20 protein-coding genes, 1 other RNA gene and 1 pseudogene are annotated in these 19,318 nt (G+C 64.3%); 9 read left to right on the top strand and 13 right to left on the bottom strand.

From position 1 onward, the window contains the following. Nucleotides 1-73 precede the first annotated feature (73 nt). Nucleotides 74-1,024 (bottom strand): NAD(+) diphosphatase, encoded by a 951-nt coding sequence (nudC, locus tag ACVWVY_RS03375; RefSeq protein ID WP_456625048.1) that lies wholly within the window; start codon nucleotides 1,022-1,024, stop codon nucleotides 74-76. A 4-nt stretch (nucleotides 1,025-1,028) separates the two neighbouring features. Next, the gene (locus tag ACVWVY_RS03370; protein ID WP_456625047.1) at nucleotides 1,029-1,454 is read right to left on the bottom strand and encodes an HIT domain-containing protein; all 426 of its coding nucleotides are present in this window, start codon (nucleotides 1,452-1,454) and stop codon (nucleotides 1,029-1,031) included. Between the two features lie 249 nt (nucleotides 1,455-1,703). On the opposite strand from ACVWVY_RS03370, the gene ffs reads away from it, so the two are divergent. From ffs to ACVWVY_RS03345, 5 genes are all read left to right on the top strand, one after another. Beyond that, nucleotides 1,704-1,800, top strand: an RNA gene (gene ffs / locus ACVWVY_RS03365) — signal recognition particle sRNA small type. Between the two features lie 108 nt (nucleotides 1,801-1,908). Further along, a complete protein-coding gene (locus ACVWVY_RS03360) occupies nucleotides 1,909-3,750 on the top strand; it encodes a DNA polymerase III subunit gamma/tau (RefSeq protein ID WP_456625046.1) in 1,842 nt (613 codons plus the stop codon). Nucleotides 3,751-3,773: 23 nt separating this feature from the next. Continuing rightward, entirely contained in the window at nucleotides 3,774-4,094 is a 321-nt protein-coding gene (locus ACVWVY_RS03355; RefSeq protein WP_456625045.1) for a YbaB/EbfC family nucleoid-associated protein, read from the top strand. Nucleotide 4,095: 1 nt separating this feature from the next. Continuing rightward, nucleotides 4,096-4,701: a recombination mediator RecR gene (gene recR, locus ACVWVY_RS03350; RefSeq protein WP_456625044.1), complete on the top strand. Its 606-nt coding sequence runs from the start codon at nucleotides 4,096-4,098 to the stop codon at nucleotides 4,699-4,701. Between the two features lie 24 nt (nucleotides 4,702-4,725). Further along, complete coding sequence (locus tag ACVWVY_RS03345; protein ID WP_456625043.1) at nucleotides 4,726-5,154, top strand: hypothetical protein; 429 nt, start codon at nucleotides 4,726-4,728, stop codon at nucleotides 5,152-5,154. 127 nt (nucleotides 5,155-5,281) lie between these two features. Here the strand turns inward: ACVWVY_RS03345 and ACVWVY_RS03340 are convergent, their stop codons facing one another. The 3 genes and pseudogenes from ACVWVY_RS03340 to ACVWVY_RS03330 all read right to left on the bottom strand — a co-directional run bounded on the left by ACVWVY_RS03340 (nucleotide 5,282) and on the right by ACVWVY_RS03330 (nucleotide 8,316). Next, nucleotides 5,282-6,649, bottom strand: coding sequence for an AmpG family muropeptide MFS transporter (locus ACVWVY_RS03340; protein ID WP_456625042.1), 1,368 nt, complete (start codon nucleotides 6,647-6,649; stop codon nucleotides 5,282-5,284). Nucleotides 6,650-6,726: 77 nt separating this feature from the next. Further along, nucleotides 6,727-7,031: pseudogene (locus ACVWVY_RS03335) on the bottom strand (GIY-YIG nuclease family protein). A 76-nt stretch (nucleotides 7,032-7,107) separates the two neighbouring features. Then, nucleotides 7,108-8,316, bottom strand: a complete 1,209-nt coding sequence (locus ACVWVY_RS03330) for a DNA recombination protein RmuC (RefSeq protein ID WP_456625041.1) — start codon at nucleotides 8,314-8,316, stop codon at nucleotides 7,108-7,110. A gap of 171 nt (nucleotides 8,317-8,487) precedes the next feature. Here ACVWVY_RS03330 and def point away from each other — a divergent pair, with 171 nt between their 5' ends. The 3 genes from def (at nucleotide 8,488) to truA (ending at nucleotide 10,819) form a co-directional block, all read left to right on the top strand. Next, nucleotides 8,488-9,015: a peptide deformylase gene (gene def / locus ACVWVY_RS03325; RefSeq protein ID WP_456625040.1), complete on the top strand. Its 528-nt coding sequence runs from the start codon at nucleotides 8,488-8,490 to the stop codon at nucleotides 9,013-9,015. Between the two features lie 134 nt (nucleotides 9,016-9,149). Beyond that, entirely contained in the window at nucleotides 9,150-10,082 is a 933-nt protein-coding gene (fmt, locus tag ACVWVY_RS03320; RefSeq protein WP_456625039.1) for a methionyl-tRNA formyltransferase, read from the top strand. Next, nucleotides 10,082-10,819 (top strand): tRNA pseudouridine(38-40) synthase TruA, encoded by a 738-nt coding sequence (gene truA, locus ACVWVY_RS03315; protein WP_456625038.1) that lies wholly within the window; start codon nucleotides 10,082-10,084, stop codon nucleotides 10,817-10,819. Before fmt ends, truA begins: the two co-directional genes overlap by 1 nt. 60 nt (nucleotides 10,820-10,879) lie before the next feature. Here truA and dapE read toward each other — a convergent pair whose 3' ends face one another. The 8 genes from dapE to yihA all read right to left on the bottom strand — a co-directional run bounded on the left by dapE (nucleotide 10,880) and on the right by yihA (nucleotide 17,862). Next, nucleotides 10,880-12,034 (bottom strand): succinyl-diaminopimelate desuccinylase, encoded by a 1,155-nt coding sequence (gene dapE / locus ACVWVY_RS03310; protein WP_456625037.1) that lies wholly within the window; start codon nucleotides 12,032-12,034, stop codon nucleotides 10,880-10,882. 123 nt (nucleotides 12,035-12,157) lie between these two features. Next, nucleotides 12,158-12,808: a DUF805 domain-containing protein gene (locus ACVWVY_RS03305; RefSeq protein WP_456625036.1), complete on the bottom strand. Its 651-nt coding sequence runs from the start codon at nucleotides 12,806-12,808 to the stop codon at nucleotides 12,158-12,160. Nucleotides 12,809-12,882: 74 nt separating this feature from the next. Then, nucleotides 12,883-13,728, bottom strand: a complete 846-nt coding sequence (gene dapD, locus ACVWVY_RS03300; protein WP_456625035.1) for a 2,3,4,5-tetrahydropyridine-2,6-dicarboxylate N-succinyltransferase — start codon at nucleotides 13,726-13,728, stop codon at nucleotides 12,883-12,885. A gap of 193 nt (nucleotides 13,729-13,921) precedes the next feature. Then, nucleotides 13,922-14,614: a pyrimidine 5'-nucleotidase gene (locus ACVWVY_RS03295; RefSeq protein ID WP_456625034.1), complete on the bottom strand. Its 693-nt coding sequence runs from the start codon at nucleotides 14,612-14,614 to the stop codon at nucleotides 13,922-13,924. A 145-nt stretch (nucleotides 14,615-14,759) separates the two neighbouring features. Next, nucleotides 14,760-15,746, bottom strand: coding sequence for a DUF1036 domain-containing protein (locus tag ACVWVY_RS03290; RefSeq protein WP_456632085.1), 987 nt, complete (start codon nucleotides 15,744-15,746; stop codon nucleotides 14,760-14,762). A 71-nt stretch (nucleotides 15,747-15,817) separates the two neighbouring features. After that, entirely contained in the window at nucleotides 15,818-16,714 is an 897-nt protein-coding gene (gene argB, locus ACVWVY_RS03285; protein ID WP_456625033.1) for an acetylglutamate kinase, read from the bottom strand. A 126-nt stretch (nucleotides 16,715-16,840) separates the two neighbouring features. Then, nucleotides 16,841-17,212 carry a DUF423 domain-containing protein gene (locus ACVWVY_RS03280; protein ID WP_456625032.1) on the bottom strand — a complete coding sequence of 124 codons (372 nt, stop codon included), beginning with the start codon at nucleotides 17,210-17,212 and terminating at the stop codon, nucleotides 16,841-16,843. Next, a complete protein-coding gene (gene yihA / locus ACVWVY_RS03275; RefSeq protein WP_456625031.1) occupies nucleotides 17,212-17,862 on the bottom strand; it encodes a ribosome biogenesis GTP-binding protein YihA/YsxC in 651 nt (216 codons plus the stop codon). The genes ACVWVY_RS03280 and yihA overlap by 1 nt, the downstream gene beginning before the upstream one ends. Before the next feature lie 376 nt (nucleotides 17,863-18,238). On the opposite strand from yihA, the gene ACVWVY_RS03270 reads away from it, so the two are divergent. After that, nucleotides 18,239-19,240, top strand: coding sequence for a helix-turn-helix domain-containing protein (locus ACVWVY_RS03270; RefSeq protein WP_456625030.1), 1,002 nt, complete (start codon nucleotides 18,239-18,241; stop codon nucleotides 19,238-19,240). The last annotated feature ends 78 nt before the right edge of the window (nucleotides 19,241-19,318 follow it).

The following is a 19,318-nucleotide window of genomic DNA, read 5'->3' as shown; positions in this document are numbered from 1 at the left end:
TCCGTCATGTCGGTTCCGCCTCTAGCCGGAACCAATGTCCGGAGTTAATCGACTGGTCCAGGGACGGTTCCCGCTATGCGCTCGCTTCGTTTCCCCCATGCACCCAGCGTCCGATCAGATGGTGCGCAATTGCGAACGGATGCGCGGCAAATAAGCCGTCAGGATGTTCGCGCCGGTGCATCAGGGCGACCTCGGCGCGATCGAACCAGCGCGCGTCCTCGAGCTCGGTGCGATCAACGACAATATCTTCGTTGAGTGCGCGCGCGGCGCATCCGATCATCAGCGATGACGGATAGGGCCATGGCTGCGTCATGTAATAGCTCACGTCGGTGCAGCGGATGCCGGATTCCTCGAAAATCTCGCGGCGGACCGCGTCTTCGATGGTCTCCGCCGCTTCGACAAAGCCGGCCAGACACGACCACATCCCGGGCATGAACTGCTTCTGCCGGCCGAGCAGACATCGATCGCCGTGTGTAACGAGCATGATCACGACCGGATCGGTCCGCGGAAAATGCTCGGCCTTGCAGCTCGGGCACTCGCGCTTCCAGCCACCCTCCTTCATCCCGGTGCGGGTACCGCAATTGGCGCAGAAGCCGTGGCGCTGATGCCAGGTCACCATCGACTTGGCCATGGCGATGGCGGAGAGCTGTTCCGGCGGTGCCGTGCCCTGCATCGCCATGCCGCGCAGCTCGGTCACGGCGACGTCGTCGCGCGTGATCAGCTTCTCGACGGCCGTGGCCGAAATGCCCATGCCGAAAACCGGCGCGCCGTCACGCAGCCCCAAAAAGATCGTGCCGGGATTGGCGCCGAGCTTCACCGCCTCTTCGACGCCGAGCAGCACGCGCGGCCCGTCGGCCTCCTGCTTCACCAGAAGCGAGTCGCGGTAGATTACATAGGCGCCGGCGTTGCGCTGGCCCTCCAGCGCGAACAGTTTTTCGTCATTGGTACGCAGATGCGCGGCGCGATCGAGAATATGCGTAACGAAAGCGGGCTTCCCGAGCGGATATTTGTCGAATGCGGACATCTGTTCAACCCAACCAGATCTTGCGGCGAAGCGCGTTGATGAAATTCTGTACTTCCTCGGCGTCATGCGCCAGCGGCGGCATCACGCCCCAGACCGGGCGCGGCCAGGCCACGTCGGTGGCGCGCCGCGCGATGACGTGGACATGCAGCTGCGGCACCAGATTGCCCAGCGCCGCGACGTTCAGCTTGTCGCATTTGGTGACTTCTTTCAGGGCGCGCGAAACGCGCGAGATTTCGGTCATCAGCTGCGCCTGCGCGACCTCGTCGAGGTCGATGATTTCCACCGCACCTTCGCGGCGCGGGACCAGCAACAGCCACGGGTAATGCGCATCCTTGATGACCAGCACCTTGCACAGCGGCAGGTCGCCGATGTCGATGGTGTCCTTTTTGAGCTGGGAGTGCAGCGACCAGGCGGAGGCGTCAGAGGGCATACGTGTTCTCTATTCCTAAAGGAGCCTTGCAGAGAGTAGCGCCGCAAACAACTCCCCGTCATGCCCGGGCAGACGCGCGTTTTCGCGCCAAGTGACCCGGGCATCCACGTCTTTTTTTGTGCGCGGCTGAAAAAGCAAGACGTGGAGGGCCAGGTCAAGCCCGGCCATGACGAAACAGGGGTAGTTCCGGCCCTTGCCACCCGCCAAGCCCGCTTGCTTTCCGGCCCTTTTGGCCCCAAATAAGGACCGGGAGATTGGCGGTGGACGAGCCACTCGCCAACCGGGTCAGGTCCGGAAGGAAGCAGCCCTAACGAGGTCCGGATCGGGTCGCTCGTCAGTCTCCTACCTGCTTTTCGAGCGAATCGCGCAGGGAAACGGCTTGTCCGTCCCCTGCGCTCGATTTCGTTCCTTTCCGCAAGCCGGCCCCGAGAGACAATCAATTGCGGATCGATCGATGAGTGATGCTGGCGCTCCCCCCGACAAGTCCGACGGTGCCGGCCAGGGCGGTTTTGCTCTTGGCCAAGACGAGACCGCCAAGCCCTACCGGGTGCTGGCGCGAAAATACCGGCCGTCCAGTTTTGACGACCTGATCGGCCAGGAGGCCATGGTCCGCACCGTCTCGAACGCGTTCGAAACGGGCCGGATTCCGCAGGCCTGGATCCTGACCGGGGTCCGCGGCGTCGGCAAAACCACCACGGCGCGGATTCTCGCCCGCGCGCTCAATTACGAGAAGCCTGATGGTTCGGTGAAGGGGCCGACCATCCACATGCCTGACCTCGGCGTGCACTGCCAGTCGATCATGGAAAGCCGGCACATGGACGTGCTGGAAATGGACGCCGCCTCCCATACCGGTGTCGACGACGTCCGCCAGATCAATGACAGCGTGCGCTATGCGCCGGCGAGCGCCCGCTACAAGGTCTACATCATCGACGAAGTCCACATGCTGTCGACGGCGGCCTTCAACGCCTTCCTGAAGACGCTGGAGGAGCCGCCGGAGCACGCCAAATTCGTCTTCGCCACCACTGAAATCCGAAAAGTTCCCGTCACCGTGCTGTCGCGCTGCCAGCGTTTTGATCTGCGCCGGGTCGAGGCCGATGTGCTGATGGGGCATCTCTCCAACATCGCGAAAAAGGAAGGCGTCGAGGTCGAGCCCGAGGCGCTCGGCATCATCGCGCGCGCCGCGGAAGGCTCGGTGCGCGATTCGCTCTCCTTGTTCGACCAGGCGATCGCGCATGCGGCGGGCCTGGTCCGTGCCGACGCCGTGCGGCAGATGCTGGGGCTTGCCGACCGCACCCGGGTGATCGACCTGTTCGAGCATCTGGCGCGCGGCGATATCGCCAGCGCCTTCGGCGAATTCCGCGCGCAATATGACGTCGGCGCCGATCCGGTCGTGGTGCTGTCGGATCTTGCCGAATTCGTCAATTTCGTCACCCGCGTGAAGGCCGTCCCCGCTACCGCCGATAATGTCGCGTTCGGCGAGACCGAGCGTGTCCGCGCCCGCGAATTTGCCGCCAAATTGTCGATGCGGGTGCTGTCGCGGATGTGGCAGATGCTGCTCAAGGGCATCGCGGAAGTTCAGACCGCGACCCGGCCGGCGGCAGCCGCGGAAATGGTGCTGGTACGCATCGCCTATGTCGCCGACCTGCCGACGCCGGACGAAGCGATAAGGATGCTCGACCAGAACGGTGGTGGCGCGCAAATCGCCTCCGGCGGCGCGGCGCCGTCACGGGCAGCGCCCACCGCGCCGGTATCTTCGATGTCTGCGCCGTCGCCGATGCGGACGCCCTCATCGCCCCGCTCTGGCGCTGAAGCGTCGGCGCGGCCGCAAATGGTGGCGCCGTCGGCCCAAACCGAGTCCGCGCCTGTGCTGCGGCTTGCCACTTTTCCGCAGCTCGTTGCGCTCGCCGGCGAGAAGCGCGATATCCTGACCAAGCAGGCGCTGGAATCCGATATGCGCCTGGTCCGCTTCGAGGACGGGCGGCTGGAAGTGGCGCTGGAGCGCAATGCGGCCCGCGGGCTGGTCAACGACCTCTCCCGCAAGCTGGAGGCTTGGACCGGGCGGCGCTGGACCGTGATCGTCTCCAACGAGGCCGGCCAGCCGACGCTGCGCTCGCAGAATGAGCAGGCGCGGAACGAGCACGCCCGCGCCGCGGAGGCCGATCCGCGGGTGCAGGAGGTGCTGGCGCGATTTCCCGGCACCAAAGTGGTTGAAGTGCGCCGGCTTGCCGCCGAGCCGCCGGAATCCAATATTAACGCTGAAGAGCTGAACGAGAGTTCCGACGGCGACGACGACTGATCGAACTCTCAAGAGGACGAACGATGGCTGACTTTCTCGGCATGATGAAGCAGGCAGCGCAGCTGCAATCCAAGATGCAGGCGATGCAGGAAGAACTCGGCAGTCTCGAGGTCGAGGGCATCTCCGGCGGCGGACTGGTCGCCGTGCGCATGACCGCGAAAATGGAAGTGAAGGGCGTCAGGATCGATCCTTCACTGATGAAGGCCGAGGAGCGCGAGGTGCTCGAAGATCTGCTGGTGACCGCGCATAACGACGCGCGGCGCAAGGCGGAAACCGCGGCAATGGAAAAAATGCAGGCGCTGACCGGCGGGCTCGGCCTGCCGCCCGGACTTGGCCTCACCTGAAATGGCAGCAAGTGTTGCCGGCCCCGAAATCGAACGTCTGATCCAGCTCCTGGCGCGGCTGCCGGGGCTGGGGCCGCGCTCGGCGCGGCGCGCGGCGTTGCACCTGATCAAGAAGCGCGAGGCGCTGATGACGCCGCTCGCCGGCGCGCTGCAGGTGGCGATCGACAAGATCCAGGTCTGCAAGACCTGCGGCAATATCGACACGCAAAATCCCTGCACGGTGTGCACCGACCCAAGGCGCGATCCCTCGACCATCGTCGTGGTCGCCGACGTCGCCGATCTCTGGGCGCTGGAACGCGCGAATGCGACCAGCGGCCGCTATCACGTGCTCGGCGCCACATTGTCGCCACTCGACGGCGTCGGCCCGCAGGATCTGACCATCGACGCGCTGGTGGCGCGCGCGCACGAATCACAAGTCGGCGAAATCGTTCTGGCGCTGAATGCTACGGTTGATGGCCAGACTACCGCCCATTACATCACCGATCTTCTGCAGGACGCCAACGTCAAGGTGACCCGGCTTGCCCACGGCGTACCGGTCGGGGGCGAACTTGATTATCTCGACGAAGGTACGTTATCGGCTGCCATGCGGCAGCGAACGCTGTTCTAACCCACACATACGGAACTGACCGACATGACGAAACGACGATTCGGCAAACGCTCCCGCTTTGCGGTCATCATCATGGCCGCGGCTCTGGCTGCACCTTCCGCATGGGCGCAGCAGGCCGAGCCGGCGCCGAAGCCCGGCAAGCCGATCAATGCCGGGGACGTCCTGTCCGGCGAACTCAACGCCATGAAGGGCAGCAAGAGGGGCAAGCGCCCCGCCACCTACCAGATCACCAGCGAGCCGCGCCGGCTGCCGGCGCCGAGCGGGCTGTGCAATCTCGAAACGGGACCTGAGACGTTCCAGCTCGTCACCAGCAGCGAGGCCCAGGCCGCGCAGCTGAAAAACTTCATCGGCAAGGCAATTTCCGTCAAGGTCGACGAAGTCGCCTGCGCGCAGGATGCCGGGCAAATGAGCGAGGCCGTCATTACCAAATGGAGCGTGGTGACCAAGCATTAGGATTCTTTCACGCGGATCGGGCGCTGGATTATTCGTAGCCCGGATGGAGCGAAGCGAAATCCGGGATTTCTTCGCCGCGGTCGGACCTGCCCCGGATTTCGCTTCGCTCCATCCGGGCTACAAGTGACTAAACCTTCACCGGCCCCAGCGCCTCGAAATGGCCGCGGCGGTGCAGCCAGGCGAGCAGGATCAGGCTCGGGATTGCGACCAGGACGCAGATCGCAAAGAACATCGGCCAACCCACGGCCTTCGCCACATAGCCTGCGCCCGACGACAGGTAAGTCCGCCCCACCGCGGCCAGCGCCGTCAGCAGCGCGTATTGCGTGGCGGTATGTAGCGGATTGCGGCACAGCGCCGACAGATAGGCGACGAAGATCACGGTGCCGATGGCGCTGGTGAAATTCTCCGCGGTGATCGCGAACGCCAAGGCCCACTGATTGACGCCGACAAAAGCGAGCCAGGAGAACGACAGGTTGGCGACCGCCTGCAGCACGCCGCCGATCCACAAGCTCGTCGTCAGCGAATAGCGCCGCGCCACGAACCCGCCCGCAAAACCGCCGATCAGCGTCGCGGCGAGGCCGACGCCCTTGACGATTGCGGCATAGTCGTTGCGGGTGAAGCCGAGGTCGATTACGAACGGCGCGGTCATGGTGCCGGAAAACGCGTCGGTGAACTTGAACAGCACCACGAAGGCGAGTACGGCGAAGGCGTCGCGGCGGGTCAGGAATTCGGAGAACGCGCCTATCGCGGCATGCAGCACGCGGGTAAACGCGCTTTCGCTGCGCGTCGCAGCCTCTGCGCGCGCGGATTGCTCGGGCTCGGTGGCTACGAGGGCCGTGATCGTGCCGATCAGCACCAACGCGGCCATCACCACATAGCCCCACATCCACGCCGCGCCGCGCGTGATGCCGGTGCCCTCGAAGCCGCTGACGATGAACAGGGCGCCCGCGGTAGAGATCAGCATGCCGATCCGATAGGCCGCGACATAGGACGCCATGCCGGCGGCCTGCTCGCTCTCGGGCAGGCTCTCGACGCGAAACGCGTCGACCACGATGTCCTGCGTCGAGGACATGGTCGCCACCAGCAGCGCGCCGAGCGCGACAAACAGCGGCGAACGCGCCGGGTCGGTCAGCGCCAGCAGCAGGATCGATCCGATCAACAGCAGTTGCGAAAACACCAGCCAGCCGCGGCGGCGGCCGAGCGCGCGGGTGAAGAACGGCACATGCAGCGCATCGACCAGTGGCGCCCAGATAAATTTCAACGTGTAGGGCGTGCCGACCAGCGCAAACAGCCCGATGGTACCGAGATCGACGCCGGACTCGCGCATCCAGACCAGCAGGGTCGACCCCGACAGCGCTAGCGGCAGCCCCGAGGAGAACCCGAGCAGCAGCACGATCAGCACGCGCCGCTGGAGGTAGACGGCGAGGCTCTCGCGCCAGGTGGGCGCGGCGGCAACTTTCTCAGGTGAAACGGAGGCGGATTCTGGTGCTGTCATGGAGGGGTGTTAGCAGATTCTGCAACAAAAAGACTGTCATCGCCCGGCTTGACCGGGCGACCCAGTATCCCAGAGGCCTATCCGCCGCCCCCGGCAATCTCAGGGTAAAGATCAATCCAGTCCGGATATTGTTTCTCGATCAGAGATATTTTCCAGGCTCGCGGCCATTTCTTGAGCCGTTTTTCGCGCTGGATCGCATGTTCAATCTGATCGAAGACTTCGAAATAGATTAGCCGAGTCACTTCGTGCTTCTTGGTGAAACTCTCGGCGACCTTCAATTTATGCTCTCCAACGCGGCGGACCAGATCGTTCGTCACGCCAATGTAGAGCGTGCCACCATGCGGCTGGCCAGAATGTAGACGTAGTAGCTGCGTGCTCCCATCTGCCGCCTCTGGGATACTGGGTCGCCCGGTCAAGCCGGGCGATGACAGCCTAATATGTGGCTGCCGCGTCGCATCCTACTCCCCTGCCTGCAGCTTGCGCGGCAGGGGGAACAGCTCGGGCGTTTCGCTCTTGACGAAGCGAGGCACTTCCACCGGCGCGTCGGTCTTGCTGAAATCGAGTTCCTCAATCCGGCCCGCCCGCTTCTCGATCTTGTCCGCAGAAATCAATATCTGCCGGACGTCCTCATTGACGTCGCCAAAGTGTTTTTGCAGCTTCAGCACGCGTTCGCGCAGGCGGCCGAGGTCGTCGCCGAGGTTGAGCACCTCGGTGCGGATCTGGTCGGCGGCATCGCGCATCCGCGCGTCTTTCAAGATCTGTTGCATCACCTGGATCGCCAGCATCAGCAACGAAGGCGACACCAGCACGACGCGGGCGCGGTAGGCCTTCTGGATCACGTCGTCGAAACCGTCGTGGATTTCGGCATAGACCGATTCCGACGGCACGAACATCAGCGCCGTATCCTGGGTCTCGCCGGTGATCAGATATTTCTCGGCGATGTCGTTGACATGCTTCATCACGTCGTTGCGCAGGCGTTGGGTAGCGAATTTGCGCTCCTCATCGCTGCGCGCATCATGCAGCGCGGTCATCGCTTCCAGCGGAAATTTTGCGTCGATGCACAGCGGCCGCTGGTCGGGCAGGAACACCACGCAATCCGGCCGCTTGCCTGATGAGAGCGTGTACTGGAATTCGTAAGCGCCCTGCGGCATGCCGTCCTGCACGATCGCTTCCATCCGCGCCTGGCCGAACGCGCCGCGCGACTGCTTGTTGGCGAGCACGTCGCGCAGCGTCGTCACCTGCGAGGTCAGGTCGGTGAGATTTTTGTGCGCGTTGTCGATGATGCCGAGCCGCTCATGCAGCACGCGCAGGCTGTCCATGGTGTGGCGCGTGGTCGCTTCCATCGATTGCCCGACGCGGTGGGTCACCGAATCCAGCCGCTCGTTGACCGCGCGCGTCATCTCGGACTGGCGACCCACCAGCGCCTGCGCCATGGCGTCGACCCGGCCGGTGGACTCGCTCTGTGCCCGCAGCATTTCGCTCAGGCGCTCCTCCAGCTCGTCGGCGCGAATAGCCTGCGCCATCGCCAGTTCCGCGCCACGGCGGCCGGAGCGGGCGATGACGATGGCGATCGCCAGCAGCAGCACCAATGCGAGCGCGCCGAATCCGATCAGCGCCTCGCCCACGTGAATCGGCAGGTCGCCGACAATCAAAAGAATTTCGTTCATGCGCGACTTGTAGCCCGATTCGGCGGCTTTCGCGAACGAAGAGGGAACATTTATGGTAAATGAAGGCTTAATATTCGTGGTTAACGCAGTCTTAAAAATCATGGTTAAGGCAGCCTTAACGGGCGCGTCGGCGGATTGACCCCGGCAAATCAGCAGCTTAAATCGCGCGCTATGGCCCTTAGAGAAATCATCATCCTGCCGGACAAGCAGCTCCGGCTGGTTTCCAAACCCGTCGAGAAGGTGACGACGGAGATCCGCAAGCTTGCCGACGACATGTTCGAGACCATGTACGACGCGCCCGGCATTGGGCTGGCGGCGATCCAGGTCGCGCAACCCGTGCGGCTGATCACCATGGACCTCGCCAAGAAGGACGAGAACGGCGAAACCAAGCCGCGCCCGCGGGTGTTCATCAATCCGGAAATCGTCTCCTCATCGGAGGAATTTTCGGTCTACGAGGAGGGCTGTCTCTCGATCCCCGAATATTACGAGGAAGTCGAGCGCCCGGCGCAGGTCCGCATCCGCTTCACCGATCTCGACGGCAAGGTGCACGAGGAGGACGCCGACGGCCTGTTCGCCACCTGCATCCAGCACGAAATCGACCACCTCAACGGCGTGCTGTTCGTGGACTATCTGTCAAAACTGAAGCGCGACCGCGTGCTGAAGAAGTTTACCAAAGCCGCCAAGCGCGCGGTGGAGTAATTCGTGATTCTCCCAGCCGTCATGGCCGGGCTTGTCCCGGCCATCCACGTCCTTTGCGCCAGGAAGAACGTGGATGCCCGGGACGAGCCCGGGCATGACGGATAGACCTAGCTCACAACGGGTTCGTCCGCCTCATGCCTCTCCGCCTGATCTTCATGGGCACGCCCGACTTCGCGGTGCCGACGCTGCTCGAACTCGTGGCCCATGGCCATGAGGTCGTGGCCGTCTACACCCGCGCCCCGAAGCCGGCCGGGCGCGGCATGAAGTTGCAGCCGACGCCAGTTGAACAGGAGGCGCGGCGGCTGGGGATTCCCGTGCTGACGCCAACGACGCTGAAGACGCCGGAAGCGCTTGAGGAATTCCGCGCGCACAATGCCGATGCGGCCGTCGTCGTCGCCTACGGCATGATCCTGCCGCAGGCCATTCTGGACGCGCCGCCGCTCGGCTGCTTCAATTTGCACGGCTCGCTGCTGCCGCGCTGGCGCGGTGCCGCCCCGATCAACCGCGCCATCATGGCCGGCGACACCGAGAGCGGCGTGATGGTGATGAAGATGGATGTCGGTCTCGACACCGGCGACGTCGCGATGGCGGAGCGGCTACAGATCACGGACACCATGACCGCCGCCGACCTGCATGACGCGCTGGCGCCGCTCGGCGCCGACCTGATGGTGCGTGCGATGGGTGCGCTGGCCCGCGGCGGATTGCAACTCACCAAGCAAAGCGAGCAAGGCGTGACCTACGCCGCCAAGATCGACAAGGCCGAGGCGCGGATCGACTGGCATCGCCCGGCGCGCGAGGTGCTGCGGCATATTCACGGGCTGTCGCCGTTCCCCGGCGCCTGGTGTGAAATCGCGAGCGATAGCGAACCGGCCCGCATCAAGATTTTGCGCGGCGAACCGGCGAAGGGTTCCGGCGCGCCGGGCGAGGTGCTCGACGATCGCCTGACGATTGCCTGCGGTGACGGCGCGATCCGCATCCTTGAACTACAGCGCGCCGGCAAGGCGCCGATGAAGTCGGCGGATTTTCTGCGCGGCACGCCGCTCAAGCCGCCGGCGCGGCTCGGCTGATGCCCCGCTACAAACTCCTCATCGAATATGACGGCACGCCGTTCTCCGGGTGGCAGATCCAGGACAACGCGCCAACCGTGCAGGGGGCGCTGGAAACCGCGGTAAAGGCGATCTGCGGCGAACAGGTTCGCGTGCATGGCTCGGGCCGCACCGATGCCGGCGTGCACGCGCTGGGGCAGGTCGCCCATTGCGATATCGAAAAACCGTTTCCGCCGGGCCGCCTGCGCGACGGGCTGAACGCGCATCTGCGCCCGCATCCGATCGGCGTACTCTCGGCGGAAATCGTCGCCGATGATTTCGAAGCGCGCTTCTCGGCGAAGAAGCGGCACTACCGCTACCGCATCACCAATTCCAGGGCCAATCTCGCGCTCGATATCAAGCGCAGCTGGCGCGTGCCACGGCATCTCGATACGGACGCGATGCACATCGCAGCCCAACGCCTGCTCGGCAAGCACGATTTCACGACCTTTCGCGACACCGAATGCCAGGCAAAATCCCCTGAGAAGACGCTCGATCAGCTCGACGTCGTCAGGGAGGGTGACGCGGTTTCGATCCTGACGTCCGCGCGCTCGTTCCTGCACAGCCAGGTGCGCTCGATGGTGGGCTCGCTGGTGTGGGTCGGCGAAGGCCGCTGGAGCGCCGGCGATCTCGCCGCCGCACTCGCCGCCCGCAACCGCGCCGCCTGCGGCCCGGTGGCACCGCCGGACGGATTGTACCTGGTGCGGGTAGAGTATTAGGGCGGGCGAACACTACGCCGTCATACCCCGCGAAGGCGGGGTATCCAGTAAGCCGGCGCGCTACGCGAAATACCTATCCAAGACCCCGCGATAAATCCGCGTCAGCTTCTCCAGATCGGACACCGGCGTGCGTTCGTCGATCTGGTGCATGGTCTGGCCGACCAGGCCGAACTCGATCACCGGGCAATAGCTCGAAATGAAGCGCGCATCCGAGGTGCCGCCGGAGGTCGAGAGCTCCGGCTTGCGGTCCGTCACCTCCTCGATCGCGCTGACGGCGAGGTCGGTGAAGGTACCAGGCTTTGTGACGAACACGTTGGAGTTGGAATATTCCCACACGATGCGCGCGCGGATGCGGTTGCCGCAGGCTTTCGTCAGCCGTTCCTCGACCAGCATGCGCAGCGTTTCCTGGGTGTGGTTGTCGTTGAAGCGGATGTTGAATTTTGCGCGCGCCTGTCCGGGGATCACATTGCCAGCGGTGTTGCCGACGTCGACGGAGGTGAATTCGAGATTGGAAGCCTGGAACTGCGCGCTGCCATGATCGAGGGGCTCGTCCGAGAGCGCCACGATCAGCCGCGAAATATCCGGTACCGGGTTGGCGGCGCGGTGCGGATAGGCGACGTGGCCCTGCACGCCGTCGACATAGAGCGTACCGGATTGCGAGCCGCGGCGGCCGATCTTGATGCAGTCGCCGAGCACCTCGACATTCGAGGGCTCGCCGAGCACGCAATGGTCGAATTTCTCGCCGCGCTCGGCGCACCACTTCAGAAGCTTGATGGTGCCGTTGACCGAAATGTCCTCTTCGTCGCCGGTGATCAGGAACGAGATCGAACCTTTTGGCTTGCCGCTGACGTCAGCGAGATATTGCAGTACCGCGGCGACGCTGCAGGCGATGCCGCCCTTCATGTCGACCGCGCCGCGGCCATAGAGAAAACCGTCCTTCACTTCGCCGGAGAACGCGCCGAGCGTCCATGCGGCTTCATCGCCGGGCGGCACCACGTCGGTATGTCCGGCAAAGGTGATGTGCGGCGCAGCGTCGCCGATACGGGCGTAGAGGTTGTCGATGTCGGCCGTGCCCGGCTCGCCAAAGGTGATGCGATGCACCTCGAAGCCGGCGTCCTTCAGGAGACGTTCGAGGACGCCGAGTGCACCGGCATCGGCGGGGGTGACAGAGGGGCAGCGGACGAGGTCGCGGGCAATGGAAACGGCATCATTCATGCCCCGGCTTAACACGCCAAACCGGCGGCGGGCTAGTGCCGCCGATTTGAAGTCCCTACAGCGCAAGCTGCGAGTTCGGTTAGGGACTTCAAATCGACAAGCGGCACTAGAACCCTGAATCTGCTAATGCCCATCACTTTCCGAAGTTCGCGAAAGGTAGTCGCCGCGAGGGAACGCGAACTTCGGAACGTGGGCATTAGCCTTGTGCGGCACCATTTCGATCTCGCTCTGCTGGTCCCAGGGCGGCCGCGTATCCGGCGCCGGCTTAGGCGTCAGCGGGTCGGCGCCAAAGCGGTTGGTTTTGCGAGAGCCCCTCAGGCAGTACATTTCGACGAAGCCCCACAGGCAGAGAACGGCTGCGGCAGCGGCGAGCGGGAGGTCGGCGTAGGAATCGGGGAGCCGATCTGCAAACTGATTGTGGAGGCCGGGCATCGCGAAGAACGGCACCATCCACCAGCCGCTCTTGTCGCGGTCATGCAGCCGCTTGATCGAGAGCGCAAACCAGACCCACATCAGCAGCGACGTGCCGACCAGCTTGATCAGGAGTCGGGGCAGGTCGGCCCAGGTCAGGGACCGATACGCGTCGGGATCCACCAGCTTGAAGAGGTCGCTGGCGCCGAGATGGAAGGGTGCGGCGTTGCCGAACAGGCCGTGGATCGCAAGGATCACCAGCCCCACGGTCATCATCAAGCCAAACAGCACCGGTATCGCGAGCCAAAATCTGGCGCGGTCGATGCGGCCATCAAAGCGGAACAGGTACCAGGTCCAGTCCATGCCCAAACCTCCGGAGGCCGGCGGAATACCGCCCACCGGTACATTGGTCGCGCGGGAAAGTCCCCGGTTCGATCCTAATCCCGCAGCAGCTCGTTGATGCTGGTCTTGGAGCGGGTGCGCTCGTCGACGCGCTTCATGATCACGGCGCAGGCGGTCGACGGGCCGGGCTGGCCGTTCTGCAGCGGCTTGCCGGGCAGGGCGCCGGGAACCACCACCGAATATTCCGGAACCTCGCCGATAAACGTCTCGCCGGTCACGCGGTCGACGATCTTGGTGGAGGCGCCGAGGAACACCCCCATCGCCAGAACAGCGCCCTTGCGGACGATCACGCCTTCGGCGACTTCCGAGCGCGCGCCGATGAAGCAGTCGTCCTCGATGATCACGGGCTCGGCCTGCAGCGGCTCCAGCACGCCGCCGATGCCGACACCGCCGGAAATATGCACGCGCTTGCCGATCTGCGCGCAGGAGCCGACGGTGGACCAAGTGTCGATCATGGTTGCTTCATCGACATAGGCGCCGAGATTGACGAAGGACGGCATCAGCACGACGTTGCGCGCGATAAAGGCGGAGCGGCGCACGATCGCGCCGGGAACGGCGCGGAATCCTGCGTCGCGAAAACGGTTCTCGCCCCAGCCCTCGAACTTCGACGGCACCTTGTCCCACCATGACGCCTTGCCGGGTCCGCCGGGAATAGCACTCATGTCGTTGAGGCGGAACGACAGCAGCACGGCCTTCTTCAGCCACTGATTGACCTTCCACTTGCCGTCGGCCCCGCGCTCGGCGACGCGCGTCTCGCCCTTGTCGAGCAGCTCAAGCGCGCTATCGACGGCCTCGCGAACCTCGCCCTTGGTCGAAGTCGAAATGCCGTCGCGGGCATCGAAGGCGGCGTTGACGGTGGATTCGAGCGCGGACTGGGACATCGGGGATTCCTCAGGGATTTCGGGCGAAGTTGGGAGGCTTTTTCCGGATTTGGGGAGGGAGAGTCAAGGCGGGTTCGCTGTCATCACCCGCGAAGGCGGGTGATCCAGTATTCCAGAGAAACCGGATTTTAGCCGAGAAGCCGCAGGGTACTGGATACCCCGCCTTCGCGGGGTATGACGCTGGAGATTGGGGCTACTTCCCGCTCAACCGCTGCAAAAACCCGGTCAGATCATCCGTGACATGATCGACATAAGCCGCATCCCGGCCTTCCAGCTCCCAGTCCTCGCGCACCACCTCCTTGGCGCCGTCGGGCACGACAAGCACCGTGGTCATGCCGAGCTGGTGCGGCACCACGAGGTTGCGGGCGAGATCCTCGAACATCGCGGACTTCGCCGGATCGACGCCGTGGACGCGCAGAAATTTGTCGTAGGTCTGCGGCGCCGGCTTCGGCTCCAGTTCGGCGGCGATGATGTCGAACACCGCCTCGAAATGTTGGGTTATGCCGAGCCGTGCCAGCACCGCGCCGGCATGGTCGGTCGAGCCATTGGTCAGGATCAGCTTGCGTCCGGGAAGTTTCGCGATCGCAGTCCCCATCGCGGGGTTCGGCTCCAGCGGTGAGTGATCGATCTTGTGCACATAGGCCAGATAATCGTCGGCGTGCACGCCGTGCTCGGTCATCATGCCGCGCATGCTGGTGCCGTAGCGGCGGTAATAATCCTTCTGAATCACGCGGGCTTCTTCCGCGGAGATTTTTAAGTAAGCGCTGATGAACTCGCCGATCCGTGCGTCGACCTGCTGCCACAGATTGACGTGGTGCGGGTATAGCGTGTTGTCGAGATCGAACACCCAGGTGTCGATATGGCTGAAGGGGCGGGGGGAATTCATTGCATATCCTCGCTGTCATGCCCCGCGAAGGCGGGGCATCCAGTACGCCGCGGCCATCGAGATGAGCAACAGGCGTCACGGAATACTGGATCACCCGCCTGCGCGGGTGATGACGGAAAGAGTTTGAGGCAGGAGCGCGTATCCATCACGGCATCGCGAATCGAATTGTCTTGCCGCCGCTGCTCATATCCACCGGCGCAAAGCCGATCGGCGCAAGCCCGCGGGTGCCGCAATCACCCTGTTCCGATATCTCGAACTTGCTCTCGCGCGTGCAGAGCTCCTTTGCCCCGCCCCAGTTCAAGGGTTTGTCCCTGTACTTGAGGGCGCGGTTTTCGCCGTCGACGGCCTCGGCAAAGCTGTAGACCTGCTTGGGCTGGCCGGTCACGTCGGGATGCAGGCACTTGCCGGGATCGATGCGGTACCAGCCGCGGCTGGTCACCGCCTTGCCGTCGTCGGTGGCGACCGCGGCCATGATCTTGTGCGGCGTGTCATTGCACCAGGTCAGTCCCGAGGAGGAAGGCTTCTGCACGGCCTCGATCATGGTGGTGAAGAAATTTTGCGACTGCACGATGTCGGCGGCGAGCCCGCGGCTCTTCAGGAACGCCGCGAGGGCGCCTTGCGTCTTCGGCCCGTCGACGCCATCGATCGGCGCGGCGTCATAGCCCGCGATGACAAGCAGCCGCTGGATGCCGGCGAGCCGCGCCTGCTCGTCGTCATATTCGGAATCCTCGGCGAGATAGGCGACCAGGTTGCCGTCGTCGGTCCGCGTCGGCGTGATCTGGGTGAAGGGCGCTGGCGTCTGGTTGCCGCGGCATTGGCGGGCTGCGGCGATGACGAAATTCTCCGGCGCAATGCACAGCGTGTCGCTGCCGTTCTGCGGAATCGGTGAAGCACCGTAGACGCCGAGCGCGCGCGCATTCAGCAAGATGCGGTCGGCGGTCAGCGCGCCCTGCAGCACCACGCGGCAGGCAGCGGGATCGATCCGGAACCAGCCGCGCGTCGCGGTTGCCGACTTGTCGTCGATGCCGATCGCGGCCTCGACCACATAGCTCATGCGGTTGCAGAGTTTCAGGTCCGCAAACGCGGGCAAGGAGGAAACGAACAGCGAGATCGCCGCGGCCGGCAGGGCCAGGATCGTGCGTCTCCCATACCGCCGCATTCTTGCGCGGAGCGCGAGCGCAGGGGTCGGGGAGATCGCGCGGGTCACTTGTGAATCAGCGTGCCGGTGCCCTGGTTGGTGAACAATTCGAGCAAGACCGCGTGCTGCGTCTTGCCGTCGATGATGACGACGCCCTGCACGCCCTGTTCCAGCGCGTAGATGCAGGTCTCGACCTTGGGGATCATGCCACCGGAAATCGTGCCGTCGGCGATCAGCTTTCGCGCATCCTTCACGGATAATTCCGGAATCAGCTTCTTCGACTTGTCGAGCACGCCGGGAACGTCGGTCAAGAGCAACAGCCGCTTGGCCTTCAGCGCGCCGGCCACGGCACCGGCGAAGGTGTCGGCGTTGACGTTGAGCGTCTGGCCGTCATGCGAGGTCGCCAGCGGCGCCAGCACCGGGATCAGCTCGTAGCCGATCAACTGGTTCAATAGCGTCAGATCCACCTTGTCGGGATCGCCGACGAAGCCGAGATCGACGGCCTTTTCGATGTTCGAGTCAGGATCGACCATGGTGCGCGTCGTCTTCGACGCCTTCACCATGTTGCCGTCCTTGCCGCTCAAGCCCACCGCCTTGCCGCCGGCTTCGTTGATGTAGCCGACCAGCTGCTTGTTGACCGAGCCTGCCAGCACCATCTCGACGATCTCGATGGTGGCGGCATCGGTGATGCGCAGGCCGGCTGCGAATTCGGACTGGATGCCGAGCCGCTTGAGCATGGTCGCGATCTGCGGCCCGCCGCCATGCACGACCACCGGATTGATCGCGGTCTGCTCCAACAGCACGATGTCGCGGGCAAAGGCTTTGGCGGTTTCCTCGGCGCCCATGGCATGGCCGCCATATTTGATGACGATGGTTTCCTCGTCATACTGCTGCATATGCGGCAGCGCTTCCGACAGGATGCGGGCCTGATCGAGCGGGCTGATGTCTTGCGATGATGTCATGAAGCGGGTCTCGCCATTCCGGATGTCGGGCCGGGTTCTATCTGATTGGCGGGCAGGGCGCAAAGTGGGGGAATTGCGGGTCTGTGGCCTCTTTCTCCCCTCTCCCCTTGTGGGAGGAGGGAAGAGTCACCCCCGCTTTGGCCAGGCCGCCGCCACAGCCAACGCCAGCCAGCTCACAATCAACAGCGTCCCTCCTGTCGGCGCGGCCATCGGAAATAGTCCGTGGCCGGCATAGTGCCGCAGCGTCAGGTCGCCGGCGAACAGGCCTGCCGCAATCACGAAGCCGAAAGCGGCTGCAATACCGATTTTCGTGTGCACGATCCCGCGCTCCGCCAACGCGATGGCACCTAATACCGCAGTGGCATGAAACAGCAGCATCGATGACGCCGAGGCCAGCCGCGACGCATCGGCGCCATGGGCAGAGGCGGCCGCCAGCATGACGCCGTCGGCGCCCATGACGGCGGCCAGCACGATCAGGACGCGGTACGTGCGGCTCATCAGGCGCGCTCGTGCAACAGGCGTACCATCGCGGCGCGCAATTCCGGCATGCCGGCGCCGGAGCGCGAGGATGTCACCAGGACTTCCGGAAACGCCGCCGGATGTTTGGCGAGCGCGGCCGTGGTTTGCTCGATGTTTTTCTCCAGCTCAGCCGCCTTCACCTGGTCCGCCTTGGTCAGCACCACCTGGTAGCTCACGGCGGACTTGTCCAGCGTCTTCAGCACGTCCTGGTCGACATCCTTGATGCCGTGGCGCGCATCGATCAGCACATAGACCCGCGCCAGCGTGGCGCGTCCCTGCAGGAACTGATGGATCAGCTTGGTCCATGACGCGACCTGGGTCTTGGGCGCCGAGGCGTAGCCATAGCCGGGCATGTCGACCAGCCGCAGTCCTGCATTGTCCGGGCCGTCGAAGAAGATCAGTTCCTGGGTGCGGCCCGGCGTATGCGAGGTGCGGGCCAGCGCGTTGCGGCCGGTGAGCGCATTGATCAGGCTCGATTTGCCGACATTGGAGCGGCCGGCGAATGCCACTTCCACGCCCGCCATCGGCGGCAGCGTTTCGATCGAGGGCGAAGCCCAGATGAACTGCCAGTCGCCGGCGAAGAGTTTTCGGCCCTCTTCGATCAGCCTCGCATCGATGTCAGCGTTCATGCGCCGACGCTTAGCAAAGCGTGGCGGACGGCGAAAGGTGAATATGCCCGCCGATACCGGCAGGAGCGGGAGGGTTTTGCGATTTCGACGCCGGAGACCGGTCCGCCTACCCGGTCACAGACCGGCGGGCGGACACCTGGGAATCAGAACCGGCAGTGCAGCGCCCACTGTTTGTTTGGACTTGTTGCCGGGTTGCTACTGTCCGGGTTGGCGCGGCTTGAATTCGCAGGCGCCTATCTTGAACGCATGAGAACCGGCACACACGCGAGGATAGAGACAGGGCTGGACGTATCCCGCTTCATGTTGAACCATGGCATGGCCGGCGCGACTCCCGTGATGCGCCTGCAGGTGGACCGAGCCAACAGAGGGCCGTTCGGTGAGTGTGACGAACGATGCAACGGTGACGCCGCGCCAGAGGTTCACGCTCGCGTCCGACGATCTGCCCGCGCATCTCGACGACCGGGCGCGGCTGGCGGCGTGGCAGGACCGCTTTGTCGCGCATAGTTGCAAGCTCGATATTTCGCCGGTGGCCGATCAGCGCTTTTCGATACGCGCCGATCTCGCCCGATTCCAGGAGATCGGCGCGCTCAGGTTCGAGGGCACGGTCGACCGGTTTGAGCGGCCGTCCCATTATGCCGCGATCGACGGCAGCGACGATCTCATCCTGTGCCTGAACCAGGGCAGGTCCGTCACCTCATTCACGCAGTCCGGCCGCGACGCGCCCCTGCAGTCCGGCGACGTGCTGCTCGCGACCAACACCATGGGCGGTCGCATGCGAAGCCAGTCGGGTAATCCGTGGTCATCGCTGTTCATTCCGCGCCAACGCATCGGCGCGCTGGTCGCCAACGTGGACGATCTCTTGATGAAGCCGCTGGACGCCGGGGTCGCGCCGGTACGTTTCCTTGGCCGCTATCTCGATTTGCTGTTCGCGCCGGACGATTTCCAGGACGAGCCCGCGCTGCTGGCCCATATCGGCACCACCATCACGGATCTGATCGCGCTCGCCTTCGGCGTGGGGCGCGATGCCCGCGAACTGGCGCGCATGCGCGGCCTGCGCGCTGCGCGCGCGCTCGAGATTTTGCGGCGCATCGGCGCCGGATTCAGCCGGCCATCGTTCGGGCCCGCGGAGGTGGCGCGCGCGATGGGCCTGTCGTCGCGCTACGTCAACGAATTGATGCAGGAGACCGGCGTCAGCTTTGCCGACCGCGTGATGGAATTGCGCTTGCAGAAGGCGCGCGGGCTGCTGGCCGCACCGCCGCGCACAGCCATGCGGGTGAGCGACATCGCCTATGCCTGCGGCTTCAACGAAGTGTCCTATTTCAACCGCTGCTTCCGGCGGCGGTTCGGCGCTTCGCCGACGCAGATGCGGGAAGGCTGAGCGCCGGCATGCGCATATGACCGCTCTGCGTCATGGCCGGGCTTTGTCCCGGCCATCCACGCTTTGTTTCCGTCATCA

The sequence above is a fragment of the Bradyrhizobium sp. URHC0002 genome (assembly GCF_054059515.1).
Note: the sequence above shows the minus strand (reverse complement) of the source record. Positions and strands in the feature narration are given on the sequence as shown.

Bases quoted from the DNA above. Each gene is read 5' to 3' on its own strand.
- yihA (WP_456625031.1), bottom strand. From the start codon at position 17,862: ATGAACGCTGACATCGATGCGAGGCTGATCGAAGAGGGCCGAAAACTC.
- def (WP_456625040.1), top strand. From the start codon at position 8,488: ATGGCCCTTAGAGAAATCATCATCCTGCCGGACAAGCAGCTCCGGCTG.
- ACVWVY_RS03295 (WP_456625034.1), bottom strand. From the start codon at position 14,614: ATGAATTCCCCCCGCCCCTTCAGCCATATCGACACCTGGGTGTTCGAT.
- ACVWVY_RS03330 (WP_456625041.1), bottom strand. From the start codon at position 8,316: ATGAACGAAATTCTTTTGATTGTCGGCGACCTGCCGATTCACGTGGGC.
- ACVWVY_RS03360 (WP_456625046.1), top strand. From the start codon at position 1,909: ATGAGTGATGCTGGCGCTCCCCCCGACAAGTCCGACGGTGCCGGCCAG.
- ACVWVY_RS03340 (WP_456625042.1), bottom strand. From the start codon at position 6,649: ATGACAGCACCAGAATCCGCCTCCGTTTCACCTGAGAAAGTTGCCGCC.
- dapD (WP_456625035.1), bottom strand. From the start codon at position 13,728: ATGTCCCAGTCCGCGCTCGAATCCACCGTCAACGCCGCCTTCGATGCC.
- ACVWVY_RS03280 (WP_456625032.1), bottom strand. From the start codon at position 17,212: ATGAGCCGCACGTACCGCGTCCTGATCGTGCTGGCCGCCGTCATGGGC.
- ACVWVY_RS03370 (WP_456625047.1), bottom strand. From the start codon at position 1,454: ATGCCCTCTGACGCCTCCGCCTGGTCGCTGCACTCCCAGCTCAAAAAG.
- ACVWVY_RS03345 (WP_456625043.1), top strand. From the start codon at position 4,726: ATGACGAAACGACGATTCGGCAAACGCTCCCGCTTTGCGGTCATCATC.
- argB (WP_456625033.1), bottom strand. From the start codon at position 16,714: ATGACATCATCGCAAGACATCAGCCCGCTCGATCAGGCCCGCATCCTG.
- dapE (WP_456625037.1), bottom strand. From the start codon at position 12,034: ATGAATGATGCCGTTTCCATTGCCCGCGACCTCGTCCGCTGCCCCTCT.
- ACVWVY_RS03355 (WP_456625045.1), top strand. From the start codon at position 3,774: ATGGCTGACTTTCTCGGCATGATGAAGCAGGCAGCGCAGCTGCAATCC.
- truA (WP_456625038.1), top strand. From the start codon at position 10,082: ATGCCCCGCTACAAACTCCTCATCGAATATGACGGCACGCCGTTCTCC.
- ACVWVY_RS03305 (WP_456625036.1), bottom strand. From the start codon at position 12,808: ATGGACTGGACCTGGTACCTGTTCCGCTTTGATGGCCGCATCGACCGC.
- recR (WP_456625044.1), top strand. From the start codon at position 4,096: ATGGCAGCAAGTGTTGCCGGCCCCGAAATCGAACGTCTGATCCAGCTC.
- nudC (WP_456625048.1), bottom strand. From the start codon at position 1,024: ATGTCCGCATTCGACAAATATCCGCTCGGGAAGCCCGCTTTCGTTACG.
- fmt (WP_456625039.1), top strand. From the start codon at position 9,150: ATGCCTCTCCGCCTGATCTTCATGGGCACGCCCGACTTCGCGGTGCCG.